Source organism: Pinibacter soli, from assembly GCF_029961145.1.
GTDB lineage: Bacteria > Bacteroidota > Bacteroidia > Chitinophagales > Chitinophagaceae > Pinibacter > Pinibacter soli.
Map to the genome: position 1 here is coordinate 1362837 of NZ_JASBRG010000007.1, position 26393 is coordinate 1389229.

The following is a 26393-nucleotide window of genomic DNA, read 5'->3' on the forward strand; positions in this document are numbered from 1 at the left end:
TTCAAAGTTTCAATGTCCTGTCAGGCGTTCAATTAAATAATGTAACAGAAAAAATAAATAGCTAGCTACCACTATGCGCAACAACCATTTCATACACACATCATAATATTCTGTTACATTGCTTTCCGGGAAAAATAAGTACCTCTTTTCCTGTTTAATCTCCTTCGGCTGTTCCTCAATTAGTCTTTTTATTTCATCAGCGCTCCGGCTAATTAGTATTTCAGTTGACCGGAGGTCGACTTGTGCGGGTTTGTTTTCAAAAGCCTCGAAATTGCTAACCAGCTTTCTATTCATTTCGTTTAAAGAGCTAACGATTAATACCAGCTCATCTATTTTCTGATTTGCCAGTTTTTGTTCTTCCAACACTTCATTCAAAACCGTAATCATTACTTCATTTTCCATAACACTGCTATTATTATTTTTTTACATTCTTCTGAATATTACATCACCCCTACATTGATCGCCTTTGTTTTAGTTTTCGTCTTCGTTTTTCCTCCTCAGTTAATTCTCTTGGCACTGACATACTTTTTTCGTTTGCCATCAAAATCTCCAGCGCATTGGAATTAATCTTGATAAATTCGTCTGCAATTTTCATGTCAGATTCACCATTTCCCGTAAGGTCCGGCGTATTTGTTTTGATAATTTGCAGATTATTTTTAGGTCTCGAATCTTGTTTTTGCTGTGCTATTATTTTCTCTTCTTTGTGAAAGAGCTGAACTTTTAAAGAAGGTTTTAATTCCAGCAACTTTTCAATTCTGCTTAGAGAAAATCCTACATCACTGCCTTTTGTGTATACCTTTTGCTTGTCTCTAAATGCAATCCCCCTAGACTTTATTACTTCATACTTCAAAGCCCTCATCCTTTGCTCGAATTCATGGAAATTAAAAGCCTTGAGAAGGCTTTCTTTAATATCAGTTTTAAGCTTGTCCTTTCTCTGATCCTGACGATTTGTTTGACGCAACTCCTTCGATAAAAACTTTTTCGGACTAAGCACCTGCCTGAGATGATATTTCAATTCCGTGCACCGGCAATAGTCTGCAACCTTCTTATAGTTATTACTATCACTTAAAGTCTTTCCGTCAAATCCGATCCTGTTAGCCACAATGTGCACATGCTGATGCCTGGTATCGTTGTGGTAAATGGCAACGAACTGATTCTTGTTAAAACCCATTTCTTTTGCGCAATCCTCACAAATTTCGCCGAGTTTGTACTTTGAAAGTTGCTCTCCCGGTGCAAAACTTAGGGTGATATGCATCACCGGTTTTGACAATTTTCTATTCAGGTTTCGTACCTCGTTAAACTGCTGAATAAGTTCTTTTTCGTTGCCAAAACATTGATTAAAAACAAGAACTTCCGCCCTGTTTTTAAGCGCTTGTTCGCCAAATTCCTCTTCCGATAATTTGTCATTCAGACAATACTTTAGACACCCATTAAAAGATTTCCCTGTGATTATTTTGCCGATCATTTCAAGTAGGTTTTGATATCAGTAGCGAACTGTTTAATCTGCGTTGATAACACCGTTAATTCTGCTCGTTCAATGGCATTTAACTCCTCTTCCCGGTTACGCTTTTTTGCCACCTGGTTCATGTTTGCCGCAAGGTGATTTAATGTTGCAGTGAACAGTAAAATTTCTTTTGGGAGGGCTTTTACCTTCCTGTCAACCTGTCCACCCAGGGCGAGGTTGCGTAAGAATTCCGACACTGAAACAGTTGCCTTCTCAGCTTTTGTTTCAATGATCATCCGCTCCACACGGTTACACATAACGGCCAATTGTTGATCCCTTCTGACAAACTTTTTGGGTCTGCCTCCCGCATGTTTCGTTGGTTTTTCCTCATTATCCATATCCTCATATTTTCTTTTCAATAGCTATCGCACTAACTCTATGAATGCCGCCACAAGCGGCATGAATAGAGCCAGCCTAGTTTCGACGAAGGAGAAACATAGCTGGCTACGGTTGAAAAAAATCCTTACCGCAGTCTTTGCCTTTGTTTAAAAGCAGGCTTTAAGTGCATCAGTTGATCATTTAAATCTTTAAAGTCTTTATAAAGATGTCGCTCATCTTTGAACTTTTCTGATAACTTTAAAGCGAGTTGAACACACCGTTCTCCTGCAGGATCGTTATCTAAGCATAGCTTCACTACTGTATAGGTCATCATTTTTTCAATGCTCTTTTCAAAGAAGGAGAGGCTATTCAGCACCAGAAAATTTGTCAATTCGTTCCCACTGTTATGCATCGTTTCGTATGAAAGAAAACTGAAAAAGCCCTCGAACACTAAAAGATTTTCGACATTTTCTTGATCAATGAGCGTGGTATCTTTAGGAGAACTTGACCCTTTGAAATATTTATTTCGAAGCTCAAAACCGCCGCTATTATTCTTAAATCCAAGAGCATAATAGCGTTTACTATTTGTTTCAAAATCTACCTCATAAAGGAATTCTATCGCAACCTCCAGTGAAACATTTCGCTCTTGTAAATAAGCCAGCAAATTACCGTTCGAAATCGGTTGATTGGCATCCAGAATGGTGATCTTGGATGCATGCTTTTCATCGGAGTTTTTAACACCTTCTTGCGGTTGAAAAAGAAAAGGAGATTTCAATTTTTGCAGCAATTCTTTTACGTTGCAACCGTAGTACAAAATGCCAAGATCAATCATGTTTCCACCTTTTCCAAGTCCGTGATCGTACCAAACATTCAGCTTTCTATTAACCTTAAAAGAGGCTGTTTTCTCCTGCCGCAAGGGCGATAAATACCAGTAGTCATTGCCGGAAATCTTTTGTGGGGAGTGGCCCTTTTTTGTCAGCCAGTCCACTATATCAATTGACTTTGCATGACGTGTATTAAAATATTCTTTGTCCATTTTGCAAACCTTTAATTAGGAAAAAAGAATTGACAAAATCTGTCTTTTGAAAAGACGACAGAGAGGTATCGATACGCTCAATGCGTATGCTTACCCGACTCAAGCAATTTTTGAATTTCGTCAGCGTCGTAAAAATGAACGCCGCCAATCTTTGAGAAAGTAATTATCCCATTGTTCTTTAAGGTTTGTAATGTACCCGGAGAAATTTTTAGAAGACGTCGTACTTCGTGGGAATTCAACCACTTCTTCAATGGTGGTTGCAGGGAGGGTTTCAATGCGGAGATTAGATCAGCTACAATACTTTTTCTTAGTTCCTGTAAGTCGTCTGTGGTGACTAACTGAGACGCATAAATCCTCTTTGGATACTCCAATGTGTCGTTTGTTTTTAACTCTTTCATACTTCACGTTTTTCGTTTTTTAAATAGAGCTACTAGTTTCAAATCTAATCCATGTGATTTGTAAACAAACAACATCTTCAAAAATTAAAGGGGTGTTTGTTTATTATCATTTTATTTTATTTGGATTACTAAAGTAGAAAGGGTTTTTGAAACGATCCTAAGCAAAATATACCGAGGATAACCTTCAAATGTATGCGTAAAAGGAAATCCCAAGACTTTGATCAGCGCTTTTTAGAGCCAGGCAGATATGCCTGAAATTTAGCCGGCAAGCTGTTAGCCAATTGGAAATTCGTTGGAAAACCTACAGGATTTTGGTTCCCAACTTGGGAACCAATTGCAAAAATTGAAAGAAAAAACTATTTTTTAGTTGATCCAGGCTTAGATAAGTCTGAACTTGTACTACAATTCTACTAATAACATTTTCTTGACAATGTCCTTCTACAAACAAAAAGGACCTGCCAAGAAAATGTTAAGCTGGCAGGTTATTCACTTCTTTTCAATTTCTTCTGTCGAAGTCTCAGTTCCACACCCAACATATCTTCTTCGATCTTTTCTTCGTCGACTTCGGCATAGATTAGAGTTGTAGTAAGCTTAGAATGATCTAACATTTTCGACACTGTTTCTATAGGGACATTATTTTTCAGTGTAACTGTTGTACCAAATGTGTGACGAGCAATATGAAACGTAAGCTCCTTTTTTATGCCGCAGATTTCAGCGATAATTTTCAAATTTCTATTTACTTCCTGATTGCTAGTTTTTGGAAATACAGTTCCGTTTGCTATAGATGCGGGCAAACATTTATACCTGTCAATAATTTCACAAGCGATTTCCAATAAAGGAACTGGAGAAAGTTCATCCGATTTTTTCCGGTAAGTTGTAAGCCAGCGTTTGCCATCATTGCTTACATAGAAATCCTTTTCAGAAAGTTTTATTACATCTGCATAGGCGAGCCCGGTGTAGCAACTAAACACAAAAAGATCTTTTACAAATTCTAACTTCGGGTTGCCGAATGATTGATTTTCGATGTTTATCAATTCATCAATGTGCAATTTTTTTCTTTTCGTTTTTTTAAACTTCAATTCGTAATCTTCAAAAGGATTTGAACTTATCCACCCTAGTTTCTTTGCCCAGCGTATCATCTTTTTGATTCTCTCCAGGTGCTTATAAACGCCGTTACCTTCACACGGATCATGCTTTTTAATTGGCCGGTGCCGAATAAAATATTCTACATTGGTTAGGAACTGATAATCCAGTTCTATCAGGTAAACATCTTCCTTTCGCAATTCTTGTTTCAAAAACTGTTTAAGATATTCCGCCGTTGTGCGGTAATTTTTCATTGTTCCTTCTTCTAATTGATCTGCATAAATTTTATAATGATAGCTTATCAATTCATTCAGTGTATGGCCGGTTTTTGTTCTCGTCTGTTTTTCTAAGTATGCGTCTTTAACAGTATCTGCGGTCACTGTTAGATCTTTGTCTCGAAGGATTCGGTATTTTTCGGTAATCAGAAAGCGTATACATGAAATGTAACGGTTGGTTTCTTTTGCGGTAATGCTATTGCCTTTTACCTGCTCTCTTTTTGAATCCCACTCGTCAAGATTTACTTTTTGCTTAATAGAGATTTCTCGGATAATCCCATCAACGGTAATCCTTGCAAATACGTCAGCTTTCTCTTTAATGGTTCTATCAACTCTTACAATAAAATCAACGCTAAAACTATGTTCTGTTCTCATAAAAAATAAATAAGATGTTAGAAAATAGCCCTTAGAAATACTCATGCAGTGCAAAGCAAAAAGATTCGAACTATGACCTAATGCGAAGCAGATAACCGACTAAATATCAACGCACTATGTCAAATTCTGTGAGCAAATCTGTGTGCAAATCCTTGAGCAAATTAAAAATTGCATTTTGCTCAAGGATTTGCACACGAAAAATTTGAATTTATTTGAAATTATTTGATTGGCTAAAAATTAAAAAGCTCACAAAATCAATGTTTTATGAGCTTCTTTAAATCGGGTTGTTACCCTTTTAGTCGGGTGGACAAGATTCGAACTTGCGACCCCTTGCACCCCATACAAGTGCGCTACCGGGCTGCGCCACCACCCGAACTCCATACAAGACAGTTGTCTTGCGGTTATTTCGAAGTTTTCTGCTTGCTATTTTGGGGTGAGCAAGCTTAAAGAACCTTTCTATTAAAACTAATACAAAGAACGATTTACTGCAGCTCACTTGCGACCCTCCCGCCCTGCGGGATGCGCTACCGGGCTGCGCCAACATCCGAACTACCAGCAGAATGAAGAGTTACTTTACCCGTCAGATCCCTGCAAGTTACTCAATCACATATAATTGAGGGCTGCAAAGCTAAGAGAAAAGACGATAATTTGAAAATTTGAAAATGAGGAACGCCGTCAATGAAGGATTCAGACGCAAGATCAAAGCACCTAAACATTTTGAAGCGGACTCCGAAAATTTTCAAATTTTCCAGCTCCCAAATTTTCAAATTATTGAATTACAACCCGTAACTTCGCTCAATTCTCAAGCAATGAAGGTCCTAATCAAGAAAGCAAAAATCAACGATCCAGCCTCTCCTTTTCACAACAGCAAAAAAGATATTTTAGTTGAAAATGGCATCATCCGCGCCATCGATTCTGCTATTACGGAATCTGCCGATGAAGTGGTTGATATCCCCAACCTTTCGGTTTCACCGGGCTGGATGGATGTTTTCGCACACTTTTGTGATCCGGGCATCGAACATAAGGAAACACTTGCAACAGGCGCTTCTGCTGCAGCTGCGGGCGGTTTTACCACAGTTATGGTTTTACCAAACACCAAACCAGTGATCGATACCAAATCACAAGTGGAATACATCGTTCGTGCGTCTGAGAGTCTTCCCGCACAAATTTTGCCGATAGGCGCTATTACCAGGAAAACCGAAGGAAAGGAACTGGCTGAAATGTACGACATGCATGCCAGCGGCGCCGCAGCATTTACCGACGGTCTCCATCCTTTGCAGTCTTCGGGCATTTTGCTGAAAGGATTGCAATATGTAAAAGCATTCGACGGTGTGATCCTGCAGTTGCCCGACGATGAAAGCATCGCTGCTCACGGATTGGTGAACGAAGGCATTATTTCCACGCGCCTTGGTCTACCCGGAAAGCCTTCGATTGCAGAAGAGCTAATCGTTTCAAGAGATATACAACTCGCAAAATATACCGATTCACGTGTTCACTTTACAGGCATCAGCTCGCCGAAATCTGTGGCACTAATCAAAGAAGCAAAGGAGCATGGCGTCAAGGTAACCTGTTCTGTTGCCCCCTATCATCTCGCCCTTTGTGATGAGGACCTGATGCAATATGATACCAATCTTAAAGTAAATCCGCCACTTCGTACACGTGAAGACATGGAAGCGCTTCGTGTAGCCGTGGCCGAGGGGGTGATCGATTGTATAGCCACCCATCATTTGCCGCAGGATTATGATGCCAAGGTGCTCGAGTTTGAATACGCAAAAGATGGCATGATAGGACTCGAGACTTGCTACAGCATTCTCAGAACTTATTTACCACAATTGCAGGAAGAAAGAATTGTAGAATTGCTTTCTGTTAATCCAAGAAAAATATTTGACCAGCCCGCAAGCATCAATGTTGATCAAAAAGCAAGTTTAACACTTTACCAACCTGATGAACATTATAAATTTACTCAAAAAAATGTAGCTTCCAAATGCAGCAACACTCCTTTCATTGGTAAAGACTTTGTAGGAAAAGTTGCAGGGACTGTTTACGGAAAAAAGTTGTCGCTTAATCAATAGTACTTATGAAGACCAAAAATGCACATTTACTGGCAGGCTTAGTAATTGGAATCGCCGTGATCATTGCGTATCTCCTTATTTCATATACCAGCTTAAAAAACAATGCAACCGTAAGCTTTTTGCCGGCGATCGTTTTGTTTGTGTTAGCTGCACTGAACGTTGTAAACTACAGCCGTAAAGCGGAGGAACCACTTTCATTTGGCAACGCATTCGCGTTTGGCTTTAAAAGCATCGCCGTAACCTCGGTCATTATGATCGCTTACTCTGTTTTCTCCGTTACGATTTTGTTTCCCGAACTAAAAGAAGAAGCCGTTAAAGCAACCATTGAAGCATTGAAACAACAAGGGAATACACTTCCTGCAGACTTTGAAAAAACAGCGAGAGATAGTGTGAATAAAGGCTATATTCCAATAGCCATTTCATCGGCATTGATCAGTACGCTGGTAACCGGCGCAATCGGTTCTGCTTTGGGTGCTGCACTTAGAAAAAAGAATTCATAAATAGCAATTTATCATCCAGTAACTTTATTGAATGGATCTATCTGTTGTAATACCGCTTTTAAACGAAGATGAATCACTTCCGGAACTTTGTGCATGGATACAAAGAGTGATGATCGCGAATAACTATAGCTATGAAGTTATTCTGATTGATGATGGAAGTACGGACAATTCATGGGAGGTGATTGAAAAACTTCGTTCCGAAAACGGCTGTATCAAAGGCATACGTTTTCAGAGAAATTATGGCAAATCTGCAGCGCTGAACGAAGGCTTCAAGGCTGCTACAGGCGAAGTGATCATTACGATGGACGCCGATTTGCAGGATTCTCCAGATGAAATTCCGGAGTTGAGGAAAATGATCCTCGTTGACGGATACGACTTGGTAAGCGGCTGGAAGAGGAAACGTTTTGATAACAAACTCACTAAAAATATTCCTTCCAAACTATTCAATGCGGCTACCCGTGCGGTTTCTGGCATTAAGTTGAACGACTTCAACTGCGGCCTGAAAGCTTATCGCAAAAAAGTGGTAAAGAGCATTGAAGTATATGGAGAAATGCACCGCTACATTCCTGTAATTGCCAAGTGGAGCGGCTTTAGAAAAATTGGCGAAAAAGTGGTGGAGCACAGAGCCCGCAAATACGGCGTTACAAAATTTGGTTTGGAAAGATTTGTAAACGGATTCCTTGATCTTGCCTCAATAACATTTGTGGGCAGGTACGGCAAACGTCCTATGCACTTCTTCGGATTGGCAGGATCAATATTCTTCCTCATCGGTTTTGGAGTAAGCGCTTACCTGATCATTTCAAAACTGATAGATTTCAGTTTTTCACTCACTACAAGACCTTCGTTTTATATAGCCCTTACCACTATGGTAATGGGTACAATGTTGTTCCTCGCAGGATTTTTGGGTGAATTGATCGCACGTAATTCTGCTTCGAGAAACTCCTATTTAATTGAGCAAAAGTTAGGATTGAACCAACATCAGGCATGAGCAAAAAAATAGTTATTCTAGGTCCGGCGCATCCCTTCAGAGGCGGAGGCATTACAACTTTTAATGAGCGCCTTGCAAGGGAATTTATGAGCATGGGCAATGATGTAACTATTTACAATTTCACACTGCTGTATCCTTCTTTTCTTTTTCCGGGGAAAACGCAATACGCAACCGGCCCGGCTCCGGAGGATTTGACAATACTTCAGCGCCTTAATTCCATTTGGCCGCTCAGCTGGTTAAAAACCGGCAGAGAGATTAAGGCGTTAAAGCCAGATTTAGTGGTGGTGCGCTATTGGTTACCTTTAATGGGACCAGCGCTGGGAAGCGTTTTAAGAATAGTAAGAAAAAACAAACACACAAAGATCGTCGCCATTACCGACAATATTTTACCGCACGAAAAACGTCCCGGCGATACTGCGTTTACAAAATATTTCCTCAAACCCTGTGATGCTTTCATTACCATGAGCGATAAAGTAATGAAGGATCTGAAGCAGTTTAATATAACTGTTCCTGTTAAAAAAGTGGAACATCCACTGTACGATAACTTTGGAAAGGCTGTTGCTAAAACTGAAGCCAGGCAACATCTCAAGCTGGATCAGCAAGACAAAGTTTTACTTTTCTTCGGATTCATCCGCAAGTACAAGGGCCTAGACATTTTGCTGGATGCTGTTAAAATCGTAAAAGACACAGGATTCGTTTATGGTAAATTCAAGCTACTGGTAGCTGGAGAGTTTTACGATGATAAAAACATTTACCTGCAACAAATACAACAATTAAATATAGGCGACAACGTCATCATTAGCTCTGATTTTATAGAAGACGATGAAGTGAAATACTACTTTTGTGCGGCGGATGTTGTTATCCAACCGTATAGAAATGCAACGCAGAGTGGAGTCACACCACTTGCCTATCATTTTGAAAAGCCGATGATCGTCACGAACGTTGGCGCTTTACCTGATTATGTACCAAATGGCAAAGTGGGCCTTGTTTGCAAACCTGAGGCACTTGATCTGGCACAAACTATTCTTCAGTACTTCATTTTCGGTGAAGAACGCTTCGTTCCTTTTTTGCGTGAGGAAAAAAAGAAATACAGCTGGGAAAAGCTCGCGAAAGCAATTGAAGAGATTGCTCATTAGAACATAGACAGTCACGACCCTGTGAAATTTGACAAACGTTTCAAATTTCAAATCATTTTAATCATCATCAACCGTAAAAATCCGCGTTCCATTCTCTCCCATTTTCAAATTTTCACATCTTCAAATTTTCAAATTACTGCGCTTATGCACCCCTGTGGAAAAGTTAATCTGAAAAATTGTAGACTTAACACGAAATTTAATTTCAAATTGGATGAGAAAACTGCATGGAAGAAAACCGAGAAATATCTGCCCTTTTTCACCTTATGGACGACCCCGATGGAGAAGTCTTTAATTTGGTAAGCGATCGGATCGTTTCATTTGGGAAAAACATTATCCCCAACCTGGAGCATCTCTGGGAAAATACTCCCGACGAAACTACCCAGGAACGCATCGAATTACTCATCCACCGCCTGCATTTCCGTGATCTTACAGATGATTTTACAAAATGGAAGAACCAACCGGAACCGGATATTCTGGGCGGAGCATTGCTGGCGGCAAAATATCAATATCCGGAACTGACAGCCGCACAACCTCTGCAGGAAATTGAAAAAATGCGCCGCAACATCTGGCTGGAGCTGAATGGATACCTAACTAGTCTGGAACAAACGAAAGTCATCACCACCATTCTTTATAAATACTACCGTATAAAGGGAGTGGAAGTTGTCTATACCGAACCCAACGATTTCCTGCTCAACAAACTGCTGGATGCACGCAAAGGCAATACCTTTAACAATGGAATTCTATTGTTGATCATATCAAATCTGTTGGACATTCCCATTCGTGCAGTTAATATTCCGCGACAGTTTATCCTTGCATATTATGACGTGGAAGACGGTGACTGGGAAGAGGTAAAGAAAAATCCCGCTGACAGAATTCAATTTTACATTGACCCCACCAATGGACAAGTGTACACGCAAAAAGACGTGGATACCTACTTCCACCGTATTTCAGTACCACCTGTGACCTCCTACTTCAAGCCACTCGATAACAAAAAAGTAATACAATTACTGCTGGAAGAACTTGCCAAATGTTTCGAAAAAAACAAACATTTGTACAAGTATAACGAGCTCATGGGGCTTTCCGACCTCCTGGGCGAGTAAACTTTTTTGCAATTTTTCAGTTATGATATCTGAGTTTTGTTAGTCGAAGAAGCTGCAAATCTCAGATATCAGGCATATTTTTTTTGTAACTTTCGTTACCCATAACTCTCTACTCAAAACTTATTAATAAATAAAACCTGCATTATCATGAAACCAAACATTGGTATTCCAGAAAATCATTTGAAGCAAGCAGCTGAAAAATTGAACGTCCTTTTAGCAGATGAAACGATTTTATATACAAAGACGAGAAATTACCACTGGAACTACGAGGGTGATAATTTTATGGAAATGCACAAACTCTATGAAGAACAATATGAAGAGCTGGCAGAACACATCGATGGTGTTGCTGAAAGAATTAGAATGCTGGGCCACCACGCAGAGGGTAGATTAAAAGATTATCTTGAACTGGCTCGCTTAGACGAACCCGCTTATACCACCAACCAGGATGAACAAGTGAAAAACCTCGTAAGCGATCACGAAACATTAGCCAATCTCATCAGAAAAGACATCAAAGAAGTCGATGGCCTTGGCGACACCGGAACCGCAGATTTCCTTACGGGTCTGTTGAGATTCCACGAGCAAAAAGCGTGGATGCTTCGCTCTTACCTGAAATAATTTGTCGGAATTTGAAAATGTGATAATTTGAAAATTGCGGTCTCCGTGGTTGTTGAATTCACGTTTGAAGAAATCAAATAACAAGCAGTGCCGGTTAATGACCGGCATTGTTTGTTTATAGATCTAATTATTTTGTCAGCATTTGTAACATATCCCAACATCCTTGCGACGCTCCGTTCGTCGGCAGAATATTCTTCGGCATTTTTATTCAACATTACAATTCCAAAACAAATGCCTACCGATCATCACAATCTCTGCCCTTGAACCCCATTTTCAAATTTTCAAATCTTCATATTTTCAAATTACATGTACTTTTGTAAACTATGAATTGCACATCAACCAATGCTTCATTTGCAGAGACAGGGTTCTTCTCTAAAATAACTTTGGACTACATTGCAAACGCAGAGGCATTACAACCATTCTATAAACATTCACAGGATATAAAAGGCATTCAACAAGCTATTGCAGCACGACAATCATTCCCAACCAACAGGCAATTGCTGGTAGATGCATTGAAAGAGCAATATGCTGGCGTAGCGAATGTTGCTGAAGTAAACAACAACATAGAAAGTCTATTACAGGAAAATACATTTACGATTGTTACTGCGCACCAGCCGAATATTTTCACCGGCTACTTGTATTTCGTTTACAAAATATTGCACACGATCAAACTTGCTAACGAACTAAAACAACAACTGCCACAATACAATTTTGTTCCTGTTTACTATATGGGTAGCGAAGATGCTGACCTTGATGAATTGGGCAAAGTAACAGTAGACGGACAAAAGTTTGTTTGGCAAACCACACAAACCGGCGCTGTTGGCAGAATGAAGGTTGACAAGGCTTTGCTGAAAATGATCGACGCATTTGACGGGCAACTATCTGTCTTCCCACATGGCAAAGATTTGATCCAATTGCTGCGTGAATGTTATGCAGAAGGATCAAATATTCAAACGGCTACATTCAAACTCGCACATGCACTTTTTTCAAAATTTGGCTTGACCATTTTGATCCCTGATAGTGCAGCTTTGAAAGCAACCATGTACAAAATTTTCCAAGAAGATTTTCTGTATAAAACACCTTCTTCTATTGTTGAAGGCACAATTAAAAAACTGGATCACCATTATAAAGTACAAGCGAATCCAAGAGAAATAAATCTCTTTTACTTAAAAGATAATATTCGCGAACGCATTGTTGACTATAATGGCGGCTATAAAGTAGATCACCAGCAAATACATTTTACCAAAGAAGAATTACAACAGGAACTGGCACAACATCCCGAACGCTTTAGCCCCAATGTTATATTGCGCGGCATGTTCCAGGAAACAATTTTGCCGAACATTGTATTCATCGGCGGTGGCGGCGAATTGGCGTATTGGCTGGAACTAAAAGATCTTTTCGAACATTACAATGTGCCCTATCCTGTTTTGCTGTTGCGCAATTCATTCTTAGTAGTCGAAAAGAAATGGAATGAAAAGATCAGCCATCTCAATTTTGACATTGCAGACTTTTTCAAACCTGAAAACATAATGCTGGAGAAACTGGTAAAACGTGACTCCAACGTACAGGTTGACTTAAACAATGAGTTCAAGGATTTTGACGCATTGTACAAACATTTGAAAGACATAGTGAACAACATCGACACTACATTGCTACAACACGTAGATGCACTGCACACAAAAAGCGCCAAGCAACTACAGAATCTGCAAAAGAAAATGCTTCGTGCTGAAAAAAGAAAATTCTCTGCACAGCAGCGTCAGATAGCAGTTATTAAACAGGCTCTCTTCCCAAACAATAGCCTGCAGGAAAGAACAGATAATTTTATGCCGTTCTATGCGCAATACGGGCCGACGTTTATCGATTGTGTTTACAACAACACGCAAGGTTTGGGCAAAGAACTCATCGTTATTTCGCTCCTTTAGAGACGGATAAAAATCCGTCTCTGGTGCGGCACCAGCACGAAATACCCATACACATACATTAATTATAACGTTCGGGCACATGTCGCACCCGAACGTTTTTTCTAAACAGGATTCTGTTGCAACAGAGACGCATTTTCATGCGTCTCTACAAAAAAAGGGCCCGTTTAGAAAAACAGCCCTTTCCTTTTTTAAAAAACAATATATCAAACACGAAATTGCCTTGATCGATACAAGAGCGAATGCGATTCGCCCCTACCATTTTCAATTTTCAACTCTCCCTGTCACGCGGTACAATGAAATCTGCGCAGTCAAATAATCATACACGGCTTCGAGGTAATTCAATTGTGCTGCGGTGAGCGCCAGCTCCGCATCAGTCAATTCAAGTCGTGATGCAACACCTTTTGCGTATCGATACTGAGTGATGTCATAACTAAGCTGTGCTGTTTCTTTTACATTGATTCTTGTTTGCATGCGTGCACTTGTTTCATTCAACGCGGACACAACCTGCTTTACGTCCACATGCAATTGCTCATACACGTTTTCCGTTTGCAAGGCAGCCTGTTGTTTATCGATCTTCGCCTGTGCAATCTTCGCATCTTTACTAAAGCCACTAAATATAGGCACGTTTACCTGTGCACCAACGAAGGTTGTAGAAGGATAATAAGCATTTGCATAGTTAAACTGATTCGTTTGCGTTTGTATCATGTATTGCCCTACCAATGCTACATTAGGTCGCTTGTCTGCCCTTGCTAATTGAATCTGTTGATCGCTTATTTGTTGTTGCAAAGCAACGGCTTTCAGGTCCGCTCTTTTTTCTTTTGCCTGGTTGTAAACATCTTCTTCAGAAGGAACTGTTTTTTCTGCAAGCGGCAAAGCGATGGAATCTATCAGTTCAATTGTCTGTAATGAATCAAGACCAAGCAATGTTTTCAATTGTTGTTTGTTTACCTCAATTGCGTTAGACAACTTCAACAGATCAGGTTCCAGATTTTTTACCGATGTATAAGCTCTCAACGTATCTACGCGTAGCGCCCTTCCTTGTGCCAGCAACGATCGTGAATCCTGCAGGGCTTTTTCATTACGTGAAAGACTTTCTTTTTGCAGCTTGATGCGTTCGCCTAAAACGACTATCAATAGATAAGTTTGGCGTGCATATGCAGCAACAGCCGTTTGTTTATCTGACAATGAAAGTTTGCTTTCCTCTTCCAAAAGTTTCGCTTGTGTGTTGGCAGACTTTGCCGAAGGATCGTACAAAGGTTGAATCACATTGAACGCTCCCAACGCCTGATCTTTTCCACCGAAACGGCTATATGGAATTTTATCATCGGCGCCATTATTTCCCAACCCAAAAAATATGGGTTGAGAAAAATAATGAGACACTTGTGCGGTTACGCCAACTACAGGCAAATACTTGCTGCGTGCTATCTTTGAACCTTCCTGTGCTTTGCTTATATCCAGGCTGCTGATCTTTATTTCCCTGTTATGTTGTACGGCCATCGAAACCGCATCTTTTATGGACAACCGCTGAACACCCGGCTGTTGTGCACTCGCGACGTACGAGATGGAACACAACGCTATGAACAGCAGCAATGTGTAGACAAAATATTTATAGTTAAAATTATCCGCGTGCATGATTATTATTTTACTTAATGAACAATAGAAGGTTGAGCAATCAGTTCTCCATGACCACCGGAAACAATGCCAGCTTCAACTTTCTTTTTATATGTGCGGGAGAAGAATGAATACACCGAAGGAATTACGTACAACGTAAGTACACCGGCGAATAACAAACCGCCCACTACCACGATACCCAGTGATGTCCTGCTTCCTGATGAAGTACCCAGCGACAACGCAATTGGCAACGTACCAAAAATCATTGCTAATGTTGTCATCAATATTGGTCTGAAACGTGAGATCGCAGCATCTAGGATCGCATCCTTCACACTCATTCCCTCCTGCTTTCTCTGGTTGGCAAATTCAACAATGAGGATACCATTCTTCGTAATCAAACCAATCAACATGATGATACCGATTTCACTGAACACGTTGATTGATTGATGTGTGAGCCACAGACTCAACAATGCTCCTGTTACTGCCATTGGCACCGTCAGCAAAATGATGAATGGATCGATGAGACTTTCAAACTGTGCGGCCAATACGAGATAGATCAATATGATCGCAAAGACGAAAGCAAACACAAGGCTGGAGCTACTTTCAGAAAAGTCGCGGCTTTGTCCTGCTAGATCTTTTCTAAATCCTTTTGGTAAAACTTTTGTTGCAATGCCGTCCATTTCTTTGATCGCTTCGCCGAGACTTACGCCTGCTGCCGGTGTGGCAGAAATGGTAGCACTGTAAGATTGATTGTAGCGATAAATAGCAGGCGGACTCACACTTTCATTTCTTGTTACAAGATTATCCAGCGACACCATATCTCCGCTACCTGACTTCAGGAACAATGAACTCAAATCGGTTGGTGCAGATCTTTCTTTTCTCTCCAGTTGTCCGATCACTTCATATTGTCTGTCGTTGTAAATGAAGTAGCCATATCGTCTTCCGCTCAATGCGAGTTGCAAGGTTCTTCCTATTTCCTGTGTCGAAATACCAAGTTGTGCAGCACGCTGTCTGTCAATGGTGATGCCTATTTCCGGACGATTGATCTTGAAGTCAGGATCCTGAAAGCTGAGTTTTTTGCTTTGGTAAACTTCGCCCATTAACTTAGGCATAACATCTTCAAGGCTTTTTAAATCCGGAGCCTGTATCACGTATTGTAAAGGTTGTGAACTGGAAAAACCTCCGATGGTTGGTATTTGTATAGGAATACAAATCACATTTCTGAATCGGGCGGAAGCCGCTACGAGTTTTTCATACACCTGCTGCTGCGTCATTCCGCTTTTACGATCTTTCGGATCTTTCAGGAATATCCACTGGAAGCCGCCATTTACAGGCTGAACGAGCGTTCCAGATGAAGCTGCAACTGCTGCGTATGTTCTGTTCTCATTTAAATCAGGAATAGAATCCGACACATAATTACTGATCTCCTTCATGGTTTGCTCCATGCTTTCGTAAGATGTTCCTTCAGGTGCGATCACTGCCAAACCTACCATTGATCTATCTTCCAGCGGAGCTAATTCTGATGGTAATTTAGGAGCTAGAAAATAGGCAACCCCAAATGATATCAACAATATCGCAAAGCCAAGCCATCTTACTTTAAAGAACGCTCTCAATGTTTTCGCATAGCCCCTGTTCAATGCTACGAACCATGGCTCAGTCTTACGATACAGCCAACCGTGTGAGGCGCCAGCTTTCAATAAGTAAGCACTCATCATTGGTGAAAGTGTCAGCGCAACGAAAGCTGAGATCAGCACAGAACCAGATACCACGATGGCAAATTCTTTAAACAATCTTCCTGTAATTCCTCCCAGGAACAGTATTGGCAAGAATACTGCTGCGAGTGTTACAGTGGTGGAAATAACCGCGAAGTAAATTTCATCGGAACCTTTTCGCGCTGCTTGCAATGGCGTCATGCCTTCTTCTACCTTGCTGTAAATATTTTCAAGCACTACGATCGCATCATCCACCACGAGTCCGATGGCGAGTACCAATCCGAGCAGCGTCAATACATTGATGGAAAAATTACAGATGTACATAATGAAGAATGCAGAAATGATTGACACCGGAATGGCCACCAACGGAATGATCGTACTTCTCCAGTCGCGTAAGAAAATGAAAATGATCATTGCCACGAGGCCAAACGCGAGCAGCAATGTTTCTTCTACTTCAGCCAGTGAGTTGCGTACCGGAATGGTAAAATCTTTACCAAGTGAAATGATGTAATCTTTTGGCGCAGATTTTACGATGTCATCAAAGCGTTTCTTAAACTCATCCACAATAGCCAGAGAGTTTGCACCACGTTGGGGCTGCACTCCTGTACCCACGCCGTAGCGGGCCGTTTGTCCTTCGCCCACGATCATTGCTGTACGTTCGTTTTGAGAGGACATGATGGCCGTACCAACATCTTTGAACCGCACGATACCACCACCTTTTTCACTCACGATCATGTTGTTAAAATCGTCTTCTGTCACCAATCTTCCCTGTGTACGAAGTGTAACCTCTGTATTGTCGCCTTCAATTCTTCCGCTTGGCAAATCGACATTTTCTTTTTGCAACGCTGTCTGAATATCGGCAGGTGTTAAATGATACGCAGCGAGTTTTACCGGGTCCATGCGCAGGCGCATGGCACGTTTACGACCCGCATATGTATCAACCAAACGCACGCCGGGTATGGATTGCAGTCTTTCTTTGATATTGATGTTTACAAAGTCAGTAATGTCTTCAAGGCTTTTATTATCACTTTGAACAGTTAAGAACACAAGAAAATCTGCAGGACCCGCCTTCTCAACTATTGTAGGTTCAATGTCTGTAGGTAATTGCTGACGCGACTTGGAAACCTTGTCCCGTACATCATTTGCAGCAGCTTCCAGATCTGCATTCAAGTTAAACTCTACTGTTATAATGCTGACCTGCTCTCTTGATTGAGATGAGATGGCACGAATACCATTTGCCTCCGCAACCGCTTCTTCCAACGGCTTTGTAACTTGTGAAGCGATGATATCCGCACTGGCACCGGGATACACGGTGGTTACTGTTACAATGGGTGAATCCGTTACGGGATATTCCCTTGTACCGAGATACGTGTAACCAACGATCCCGAATAAAATCAATAGGACTGACATTACCCCCGCCAGCACTGGCCGGGATATGCTTACTTGTGAAATAGCACTCATAAATATGTTGTATGATTTATAGTATAACGGGCGGGATTTTAGTGATAGTTGTTCGTTGTTGGTTGGTAGTTGTTAGCCTTTAGTATTGAATAGTCGTTATTGAAGTCTAACAACTAACAACTATCAACTAACAACTTATTTAACGGTAACAAAACGAATCGCTGAACCCGGCACCAATCGTAGCAAATTGCTCGTTATCACCGTATCGCCGGATTGTAAACCTTTCAGCACTTCTACATTCGAGGGGTTACGTTGACCTATTTCCACCGGCACAATCTGCGCTTTGCCATCTTTAGCAACGTACACATTGTAGCCTTGTGAAGATGGCATCAACGCTTGTGATGACACCAACAATGCATTATTAGATGAATGTAATGAAAGGTTCAATCTTGCACTTTGTCCTGCCATCAATGTCCTTCCTGAATTATCTGCCACCGCACGAACTAACAAGGTCCTTGTATTCTGATCAAGTTTTGCTTCACGTGCCACTACTTTTGCAGTGTACTGTTTATTGTCAGAAGCAACAGTGAACTTTTGTAAACTTCCGGGAGCAATTGTGTTTGTGTATTTTTCCGGCACGTTGAATTCAACTTTTACAGAACTATTGTCTTGAATGTTGGTCAGTATCGTGCTCGTAGAAACGATAGCACCGGGATAGGCATGAATGATACCGATCTGTCCATCAAACGGAGCACGGATGCGCGTTTTGTCGATCATTACTTTCAACTCGAGTATTTGAGCCAGCAATACTTTTAAGTTGGTAAAAGCCTGATCGTAATCCTGTTGCACAACTGCCTCATGTTTGATCAAATCACGAAGTCTGTCTTCATTAAGCGCTGCGAGCTTTTCCTGTTGTTGTAATTTTTCAAGCTGCGCTTTCAGGTCTGCGTCGTCAAGTTGAAAAAGCAGAGTGCCTTTCTTCACGAGCGATCCTTCTTTTACATTCACGCTTACAATTTTCCTGGTAAGCTCACTCGCAATATCCACCTGTTGATTGGCCACCAGCGTACCGGTTACCTCCAGTATGTCTGTTAAAACGGAAGGAGTTATAATGTTACCGTCTACAGCAGTTGCCTGGGGTACGGTGTTGATGGCCGCGTGATTTGGTTCCTTTGCCTGGCTGGAGCATGCGGCCAGTAAAATAGATGAACCAATAATGAATAAGGATAAGTTTAATAGTCGTTTCGCCCCTTTAAAATCTGTCAGCATGGTTGTTCTTTTTTCGATTTATTTAAATATTTCAATAAATAAATTGCATCTTTATGGAGGAATTCAAAATTGAAATAGAATACAAATCTATTGATTTATTTAAATAAATCAATAAATAACTCAAAAAAAATTTTGTTAGACTTTTAGTCCTTCCAAAAATTTAATATAATCATCTATCACATAATTGTTTAGAGAGTATTTCACATTACGGCCTTCTTTTTCTGAAGAAATGAGTTCATTGTCGATTAACTGTTTCAAGTGGTGACAGATGGAAGGTTGGGCCAGATCGAGGGTTTCGTTGAGGTCCACACAATACAGACAATCTTTGCTCTTCTTCACTTCCTTAAGAATGGTCAGGCGGTTTGCATCAGCCAAAGCTTTAGAAATCTTCTCTGCTCTTTTGATATCCATTGCATGAATTTTCACAAAGAAACAAATTTATTTATTCAAATAATTAAATTGGTTGCAAAAACAACTTTTCTTTTGGTTTTCTACCCGGGAAAATAACTGAATAAACTGAGTGACTGAATAACTGAGTGTTTGAAAGTCGAAAGGTGTACATTGAAAAGAGCTTATCCGATTGTATTACAAGGCTTCGGCAAGTTCAGCTTGACTCTATGCACAGGCTGTCACGCTGAGCTTGTCAAAAGTCGCCGCACAGAAACATCCTCGCTACGTCTCATGCTGGCCCACGTGAGCCACTCAGTTATTCAGTTATTCAGTTATTCAATCATTGCATTCCTGGGCATTATTTTCCACAAAACCCCTCCAAAACGCCACTACCCGAGCGGCACTTGATTTATTCTATTGATATGCAGAAAGTTGATCCGCTGGGCGGAGTTAAAACTCAACGTTCTTCCATACCATGGAACAAACGATAAGATCCGGCGTTTACAAGTTGCTAGAAAAGGTTGGCGATCAGGTGAATTTCTTTTTCTCCTTTCTTCGTCATCTCTTCAGAAAAGGATTTGAATGGAACGAATTTATCAGGCAATGCTTTATTATTGGTTATAAGTCTTTTCCTTTAATTGCTATTACTGGTTTTATACTTGGCTTTGTTCTCACCTTACAATCACTGCCAACATTAAAAGATTTTGGAGCCACAAGTTATGTTCCGGGCATGGTATCAGTCTCTGTTGTGCGGGAAATAGGCCCCGTTATTATTGCGTTGATCTCAGCGGGTAAAGTAGCATCCAGCATTGGCGCAGAACTGGGAAGTATGAAAGTTTCCGAGCAAATCAGTGCGATGGAAGTTTCCAGTGCAGACCCTATTCAATACCTTGTGGTAACGCGCATTCTGGCCTGCACACTGATGATTCCGCTGCTGACGATGATTGCGGACGCAATTTCTTTATTTGGGGGCTTTATTGGTTCTAACCTCGACAATAAAGTGAGTTTGCACTTATACTTCAACAAGGCGTTCAAAGCACTGGCATTTAGCGATCTTATTCCCGGGTTTCTTAAAACGATTTTCTTTGGTTTCGCTATCGGTTTTATTGGTTGTTATCATGGTTATAACTCCAACAAAGGAACAGAAAGCGTGGGATATGCTGCTAATTCAGCTGTTGTGAGTGCTTCGCTATGGATCATTATATTGGATGGAATTGCTGTTCAGTTAACAAACATTTTCGCTTATAGTTAATCGTTAGTATGCAAACCGAACTTACAATCGAAAATAAACAATCGACAGACATTGAAATAAATGGCGACAATGTAGTCATCGAAATAGAACATTTGCAAAAATCGTTTGGCGAAAAAGAGGTTTTGAAAGACATCAATCTTACGCTGCACAAGGGCGAGAACCTTGTAGTATTGGGACGGTCGGGACAAGGCAAGTCAGTCGCCATACAATGCGTTGTTGGCTTACTGGACTATGATAGCGGCTCATTAAAAGTTTTTGGAAAAGAAATACAAGAGTTAGATGATGAGGAGTTAAAGGATATAAGATTAAAGCTGGGTTTTCTTTTTCAGAGTGGTGCCCTGTATGATTCAATGACGGTGAGGGAAAATTTATCATTTCCGCTGACGCGTGTGTTAAAGATGAAGGATGAAAATGAGGCCACCAGGAATGTGGAGGACGTTTTAGAAGCGGTGGGATTAAAAGATGCCATTGATAAAATGCCTTCTGATCTTTCCGGCGGAATGCGCAAAAGAATTGGACTTGCAAGAACTTTGATACTAAAACCTGAAATCATGTTGTATGATGAACCGACGACAGGCCTTGATCCAATCACATCGAGAGAAATCAGTCAATTAATTATTGACCTGAGAAAAAAATATCAGACATCATCGATCATCATTACTCATGATATGGCTTGTGCAAAGATCACAGGTGATAGGATTATGGTATTGAATGACGGAAAGTTCATTGCAGAAGGTTCTTACGAAGACCTTGAAAAATCACAGAACGAGCTGGTACGCTCATTCTTTAAATAGATAAAATGAAAGTTACATCGCAACAAAAAATAAAACTGGGTATATTCACTATTGTTGCACTGCTCGTGCTGTTTGTCGGCATTTTTGTGATCGGCAGTCGGAAAAACATGTTTAAAAGCACCTTCACTGTATACGGTACATTTAAAAATGTTGGCGGCTTACAGGTTGGCAACAACGTGCGTTTCGTTGGTATCAATGTAGGAACGGTAGATGCCATTGAAATCATCTCCGATTCCCTGGCCCGCGTGGACATGTTGCTACAGTCCAAAGTGAAAAAATTCTTAAAGAAAAACGCAGTTGCGAGCATTGGTTCCGATGGTTTGATGGGCGATAAATTAATTGTAATCAGCAGCATCAATGATTCAACAATGACGGCTTCTGCAACAGCATTGAAAGATGGTGATCAGATTAAAACAATTAACCCGATCGACTATGATAAGGTGCTGGGAAAAGCCACACGGATCATTGATAATGCCGAGGCACTAACTAACAATTTATCAGACATTGTTGCAAAAGTAAATTCAGGTCATGGCAGCATCGGGCGATTGTTGAATAGCGATAGTCTGGCGAGAAATCTTGAAGGGACAGCCAACTCAGCCAAGTCAGCTTTAAATTCGGTTAAAAAGGGTTCTGAAGGTTTCAGCGAAAATATGCAGGCGTTACATGGAAACTTCCTCTTCAGAAAATATTACCGCAAGAAAGAAAAGGAACAGGAAAAGGAACAAAAAAAGAAAGAACGCGATGCGAAAAAGAAACACGAGGGAAATGACGCTGATTCTACGAAAGCCGCGAAGAATTGAAGATTGGCACGCAGATGACGCTAATTGGACTGATTTACACGGATCAATAATTGAATAACTGAGTATCAAGAAAATAGCCTGTTATTTCTTACTTGAAAAAAACTGTGTAAATCAGTCCAATCAGCGTCATCTGCGTACCCAAAAAAAATTCCCTCCGCCTGTTTCCCTCCCGGAAATTCCTGCGACTAAGTCATCGCTTGTTAATTGAAATCAAAAGAAGCTTATGAATAACGATTTAAACACAGAAAGAAGGGTAAATAAGGAAATAGAAACCACGCTGGCCATCATTTCGCTGGCGAATGAAATTAAAAATTCGACGATCCGTAAACAAATACAGGAACTTGCATTGCAGGCTGCTAAAGAACTGATGGCAGAGGCCAATGCAAATAAACAATCTTTCGAAGCTTAAGCTAATAAACAGGGCCGTTTATAGGCGTACATGGAAAAGGGAGGCGAAAGCCTCCTTTTGGTATTATCTCCGGTGACCGGTTGCCGGTAGCCAGTAACCAGTAGTCGGTTAAAACATTCAGTAAAATGACAAACACCCTTTTGGTATGAAATTATTATAAACAATCCCGCACTAAAACACCGGCCACAGGCTACCGGCTACTGGCTGCAATCACATGACTAAACACCCCGTATACACAATCGGTCACGGCACACGTACAATCGAAGAATTCATTGAACTATTGAAGCAGTTTGATATTCAATACCTGATCGATGTGCGCTCTATTCCCTACTCTAAATACAATCCTCAATTCATAGCCAGGAAACTTGCTGATACATTGAAAGACAATAATATCATTTACCTCTTCATGGGAGAAGCGCTTGGCGGAAGACCCGCGAACAGTAAGTTTTACGATGAAAAAGGAAAGGTGAATTACGATTTGTTAGCCGAAAGCGAGGCTTTTAGAAACGGTATCAAAAGAATTGAAACGGCTTACGAAAAAAATATCAAGGTCGCAATAATGTGCAGCGAAAGCAAACCTTCTGAATGCCATCGTAGTAAATTGATTGGCAAAGTGCTGAATGAAATGAACGTTAACGTGCAGCATATTGATGAGAACGGGGAGTTACAATCGCAGAAAGAAATTGGGAATTAGGGATTGGGATGCACCTCGTGCAGACAAGGCAATACATTGTCTCTACATCTGATCTACGGCCATTTTCAACTGCTTCGCCTGCACCACTCCACTCTGGCGATACATTACTTTACCGTTTTTAAATATCATGATCGTAGGAACTCCTTGTATATTGTAGGCAGTAGCGACATTCGGATTTTTATCGACATCTATTTTTATAATGGTGGCATTATCGCCAACCATGTCCTTCAATTCTTTAAGAATGGGCGGCATCATTTTACAAGGACCGCACCACTCTGCAAAAAAATCTACCACCACGGGTTTGCTGCCATTTATAAGATTACCAAAGCTTTGATTTCCATCCATAACATCAATTTAATTTATTTGTGAAAAAAACTATACCAAGCAGTTTTTTATACTGCCTGGTAATTTCTGTGCAGATTGCAGTAACCGCAAAAATGCTTATTTACGGAGCTTCTGTTATTTCAATTACAGTACTTGTCAACTCTCTGCCAGAACTCGGATTGATGCCCACTTTCATCAGATAGTCGCCTGTAAATGTTTTACCATTTTCTGGAACAGATGAGTTGTTACCCGGAAAAAGATTCGTTTCTTTTACAGTGTATTTTTTTGCAGGATTAAGACCTTGCAGCTTCACTGCTTCCCAGCTTTTTCCGTAGAGGAAATTGAGGTTGTATGCGAAGACAACTGCTTTGTTTTTTGCATCGTTAGAATACATTAACACTGCGCGGCTTTCCTCGTAAGGAGAAACAAGTTTGTACAAATTACCGTGCAAGATAACATCACTCAGGCGTTTGTAATTCTTAACCGCTTCCTGGCTGAAAGCAAATTCATTGGCGTTCATTTTCTCCACATCGATATCGTAGCCGAGCTTTCCCATCATTGCAACATCCGTGCGGAATTTGAGTGATTGTTTACCCCATGATGTAATGTGATTAGCAATGGTGTTTGCAGGAAAAAAGTAAGAGTAGCCCCACTGTATAAACACGCGGTCTACTGCATTCGTATTATCACTTGGCCAAAATTCTGTAAAGTATTTTAATGCACCGTAATCCGTTCTGCCGCCACCACCCGAGCAAAGCATTATCGGGAGTGTAGGATATTTTTGTCTGAGCCTGTCTAGGATGCTATACAAACTTCTTACATACTCAATATACATATGCGATTGCTTGTTCTTTAAATATGGCGAGTATGTATTTGTCATCATCCTATTGCAATCCCATTTGATATATGCAATGCCCGGATTCTTCGTCATCATATCGTCCACTATATTGTACACAAATTCTTTTACCTCAGGATTTGTAAGGTCAAGTACTAATTGATTACGATAATAATCTTCATCGCGATTAGGAAGTTTCAGTATCCAGTCAGGATGTTTTTCATACAATTCACTTTTGGGGTTCACCATTTCAGGTTCTATCCAAATGCCAAATTTCACACCTTTGCTTTCTGCATCCTTTACCAAATACCCGAGACCGTTTGGCAATTTTGTTTTATTCTCCTGCCAGTCGCCAAGGCCCGCGTGATCATTCTTGCGTGGATACTTGTTGGCGAACCAACCGTCATCCAACAGGAACATATCAACGCCTAATTTCTTTGTATCGGTAAACAAACCAGAGAGTTTTTTTTCATCAAAATCAAATTGTGTAGACTCCCAGTTGTTGAGCAACGTAAGGCGACTTCCGTTTCCATCGAGTACGCCATAGTTTCTTGCCCATGAATGCAGGCTTCTGCTTGCTTCACCTTTACCGTTGTGAGAGTATGTGAAAATGAATGCCGGTGTTATAAACACTTCGTCGGATTTCAATGAATATTCTGAAGCAAAAGGATTAATGCCAGAGATCACACGCAGATCATTTTTCTCATCCACATCAAAGGTGAATTGAAAGTTGCCGGTCCATGCTAATGTACCTGCAATTACTTCTCCGCTTGTTTCATCTGCTTGTTTGTTAAGCGCAAGGAAGAAAGTTGGCGTTGCGTACATATCGGCACGGGTGCCGAGTTTGGTATCGATGGTCTTAATACCGTTTGTTAATTTGCCTTCCTGCATGCGCATTTCAGCGGCCCAATCTCCGTGGAACTGGGTGAGCCAGTAATCGTTTGCACTAAAATGCAACATGGAAGAAGCATATCGTGTTAACAGCACATCCTTCTTTTCAGTCTGCTTGATTTCTGTCCATTCTTTGAATGTATTTTCTTTGAAATAACTTTCAAAATGCAATACTACTGTTACAGGATATTGATTGTCTTTTAAAACTATGGAAGTGTGAGAAACATCTCCTTGTTTATCTGTTTTTGAACTTTCGTATTTCAGCTCTAGCGAAGGATTGCCATCCGCATGCACTATTCTGATTGCAGGTTCAAATAGGTTGTTTGTTCCGGCAGGAATATAACTTTCTTTGCCTTCGGCAAATAACTGAGCATAGGCATCGCCACCAATCAACTTTTCACCAAAATAACTCTGGTACAGCTTACCATCATTTTTCACAGAAAAAACCATTGCAGCATCCTGCGTTTCAATAATGATCTTTTGTTGCTGGGCAAAGCCATTCACCGCAAACAAGAATGTCAGCGATAAAACGAGTGTTCTCTTCATTTGATTACTTTAAGAAATTTATGTAATGTACTATGTGAAAACTCTCAATATAAACATCAATTGAATGTTACCAAATAAAAATGCAGGATAATTTATATAAATCGTGCTTGCGAAGGGAAAAACGAAAAATACGGTAAATACTT

The 26393-nt window shown here is 40.6% G+C and carries 24 protein-coding genes and 1 tRNA gene; 12 read left to right on the forward strand and 13 right to left on the reverse strand.

The window, feature by feature from the left end; genetic code table 11:
- Positions 1–9: 9 nt before the first annotated feature.
- The 7 genes from QJ048_RS16075 to QJ048_RS16105 form a co-directional block, all read right to left on the reverse strand.
- Positions 10–402 (reverse strand): hypothetical protein, encoded by a 393-nt coding sequence (locus QJ048_RS16075; RefSeq protein WP_282335421.1) that lies wholly within the window; start codon positions 400–402, stop codon positions 10–12.
- A 49-nt stretch (positions 403–451) separates the two neighbouring features.
- Positions 452–1465, reverse strand: a complete 1014-nt coding sequence (locus tag QJ048_RS16080) for a relaxase/mobilization nuclease domain-containing protein (RefSeq protein ID WP_282335422.1) — start codon at positions 1463–1465, stop codon at positions 452–454.
- Positions 1462–1842 (reverse strand): plasmid mobilization protein, encoded by a 381-nt coding sequence (locus QJ048_RS16085; RefSeq protein WP_282335423.1) that lies wholly within the window; start codon positions 1840–1842, stop codon positions 1462–1464. Before QJ048_RS16085 ends, QJ048_RS16080 begins: the two co-directional genes overlap by 4 nt.
- Before the next feature lie 125 nt (positions 1843–1967).
- The gene (locus tag QJ048_RS16090; protein ID WP_282335424.1) at positions 1968–2858 is read right to left on the reverse strand and encodes a toprim domain-containing protein; all 891 of its coding nucleotides are present in this window, start codon (positions 2856–2858) and stop codon (positions 1968–1970) included.
- A gap of 77 nt (positions 2859–2935) precedes the next feature.
- On the reverse strand, positions 2936–3256 hold the full coding sequence (locus tag QJ048_RS16095; RefSeq protein ID WP_282335425.1) for a helix-turn-helix domain-containing protein: 321 nt from the start codon (positions 3254–3256) through the stop codon (positions 2936–2938).
- A gap of 482 nt (positions 3257–3738) precedes the next feature.
- A complete protein-coding gene (locus tag QJ048_RS16100; RefSeq protein WP_282335426.1) occupies positions 3739–4989 on the reverse strand; it encodes a site-specific integrase in 1251 nt (416 codons plus the stop codon).
- Positions 4990–5288: 299 nt separating this feature from the next.
- A tRNA-Pro gene (locus QJ048_RS16105) sits at positions 5289–5362 on the reverse strand.
- A 436-nt stretch (positions 5363–5798) separates the two neighbouring features.
- On the opposite strand from QJ048_RS16105, the gene QJ048_RS16110 reads away from it, so the two are divergent.
- The 7 genes from QJ048_RS16110 (at position 5799) to bshC (ending at position 13322) form a co-directional block, all read left to right on the forward strand.
- Positions 5799–7061 carry a dihydroorotase gene (locus tag QJ048_RS16110; protein ID WP_282335427.1) on the forward strand — a complete coding sequence of 421 codons (1263 nt, stop codon included), beginning with the start codon at positions 5799–5801 and terminating at the stop codon, positions 7059–7061.
- A gap of 5 nt (positions 7062–7066) precedes the next feature.
- Positions 7067–7561 carry a DUF4199 domain-containing protein gene (locus tag QJ048_RS16115; RefSeq protein ID WP_282335428.1) on the forward strand — a complete coding sequence of 165 codons (495 nt, stop codon included), beginning with the start codon at positions 7067–7069 and terminating at the stop codon, positions 7559–7561.
- 31 nt (positions 7562–7592) lie between these two features.
- On the forward strand, positions 7593–8549 hold the full coding sequence (locus QJ048_RS16120) for a glycosyltransferase family 2 protein (RefSeq protein ID WP_282335429.1): 957 nt from the start codon (positions 7593–7595) through the stop codon (positions 8547–8549).
- On the forward strand, positions 8546–9685 hold the full coding sequence (locus QJ048_RS16125) for a glycosyltransferase (RefSeq protein ID WP_282335430.1): 1140 nt from the start codon (positions 8546–8548) through the stop codon (positions 9683–9685). Before QJ048_RS16120 ends, QJ048_RS16125 begins: the two co-directional genes overlap by 4 nt.
- A gap of 224 nt (positions 9686–9909) precedes the next feature.
- The gene (locus QJ048_RS16130; RefSeq protein ID WP_282335431.1) at positions 9910–10785 is read left to right on the forward strand and encodes a transglutaminase family protein; all 876 of its coding nucleotides are present in this window, start codon (positions 9910–9912) and stop codon (positions 10783–10785) included.
- A gap of 147 nt (positions 10786–10932) precedes the next feature.
- The gene (locus QJ048_RS16135; RefSeq protein WP_282335432.1) at positions 10933–11400 is read left to right on the forward strand and encodes a Dps family protein; all 468 of its coding nucleotides are present in this window, start codon (positions 10933–10935) and stop codon (positions 11398–11400) included.
- 323 nt (positions 11401–11723) lie between these two features.
- Positions 11724–13322 carry a bacillithiol biosynthesis cysteine-adding enzyme BshC gene (gene bshC, locus QJ048_RS16140; protein ID WP_282335433.1) on the forward strand — a complete coding sequence of 533 codons (1599 nt, stop codon included), beginning with the start codon at positions 11724–11726 and terminating at the stop codon, positions 13320–13322.
- Between the two features lie 261 nt (positions 13323–13583).
- On the opposite strand, the gene QJ048_RS16145 is transcribed toward bshC, so the two are convergent.
- The 4 genes from QJ048_RS16145 to QJ048_RS16160 form a co-directional block, all read right to left on the reverse strand.
- Positions 13584–14954: a TolC family protein gene (locus tag QJ048_RS16145; protein WP_282335434.1), complete on the reverse strand. Its 1371-nt coding sequence runs from the start codon at positions 14952–14954 to the stop codon at positions 13584–13586.
- A gap of 14 nt (positions 14955–14968) precedes the next feature.
- Positions 14969–18106, reverse strand: coding sequence for an efflux RND transporter permease subunit (locus tag QJ048_RS16150; RefSeq protein ID WP_282335435.1), 3138 nt, complete (start codon positions 18104–18106; stop codon positions 14969–14971).
- A gap of 135 nt (positions 18107–18241) precedes the next feature.
- Complete coding sequence (locus QJ048_RS16155; RefSeq protein ID WP_282335436.1) at positions 18242–19315, reverse strand: efflux RND transporter periplasmic adaptor subunit; 1074 nt, start codon at positions 19313–19315, stop codon at positions 18242–18244.
- Positions 19316–19450: 135 nt separating this feature from the next.
- Entirely contained in the window at positions 19451–19741 is a 291-nt protein-coding gene (locus QJ048_RS16160) for an ArsR/SmtB family transcription factor (RefSeq protein WP_282335437.1), read from the reverse strand.
- A gap of 439 nt (positions 19742–20180) precedes the next feature.
- On the opposite strand from QJ048_RS16160, the gene QJ048_RS16165 reads away from it, so the two are divergent.
- The 5 genes from QJ048_RS16165 to QJ048_RS16185 all read left to right on the forward strand — a co-directional run bounded on the left by QJ048_RS16165 (position 20181) and on the right by QJ048_RS16185 (position 23654).
- Complete coding sequence (locus QJ048_RS16165) at positions 20181–20957, forward strand: MlaE family ABC transporter permease (RefSeq protein WP_282335438.1); 777 nt, start codon at positions 20181–20183, stop codon at positions 20955–20957.
- 8 nt (positions 20958–20965) lie between these two features.
- The gene (locus QJ048_RS16170) at positions 20966–21751 is read left to right on the forward strand and encodes an ABC transporter ATP-binding protein (RefSeq protein ID WP_282335439.1); all 786 of its coding nucleotides are present in this window, start codon (positions 20966–20968) and stop codon (positions 21749–21751) included.
- 5 nt (positions 21752–21756) lie between these two features.
- Complete coding sequence (locus QJ048_RS16175; RefSeq protein ID WP_282335440.1) at positions 21757–22551, forward strand: MlaD family protein; 795 nt, start codon at positions 21757–21759, stop codon at positions 22549–22551.
- Between the two features lie 223 nt (positions 22552–22774).
- Positions 22775–22960 carry a hypothetical protein gene (locus tag QJ048_RS16180; RefSeq protein ID WP_282335441.1) on the forward strand — a complete coding sequence of 62 codons (186 nt, stop codon included), beginning with the start codon at positions 22775–22777 and terminating at the stop codon, positions 22958–22960.
- 214 nt (positions 22961–23174) lie between these two features.
- Positions 23175–23654: a DUF488 domain-containing protein gene (locus QJ048_RS16185; RefSeq protein ID WP_282335442.1), complete on the forward strand. Its 480-nt coding sequence runs from the start codon at positions 23175–23177 to the stop codon at positions 23652–23654.
- A 42-nt stretch (positions 23655–23696) separates the two neighbouring features.
- Here the strand turns inward: QJ048_RS16185 and trxA are convergent, their stop codons facing one another.
- Positions 23697–23999, reverse strand: a complete 303-nt coding sequence (gene trxA, locus QJ048_RS16190) for a thioredoxin (RefSeq protein ID WP_282335443.1) — start codon at positions 23997–23999, stop codon at positions 23697–23699.
- A 100-nt stretch (positions 24000–24099) separates the two neighbouring features.
- Positions 24100–26250, reverse strand: a complete 2151-nt coding sequence (locus tag QJ048_RS16195; protein ID WP_282335444.1) for an alpha-galactosidase — start codon at positions 26248–26250, stop codon at positions 24100–24102.
- Between the last annotated feature and the right edge of the window lie 143 nt (positions 26251–26393).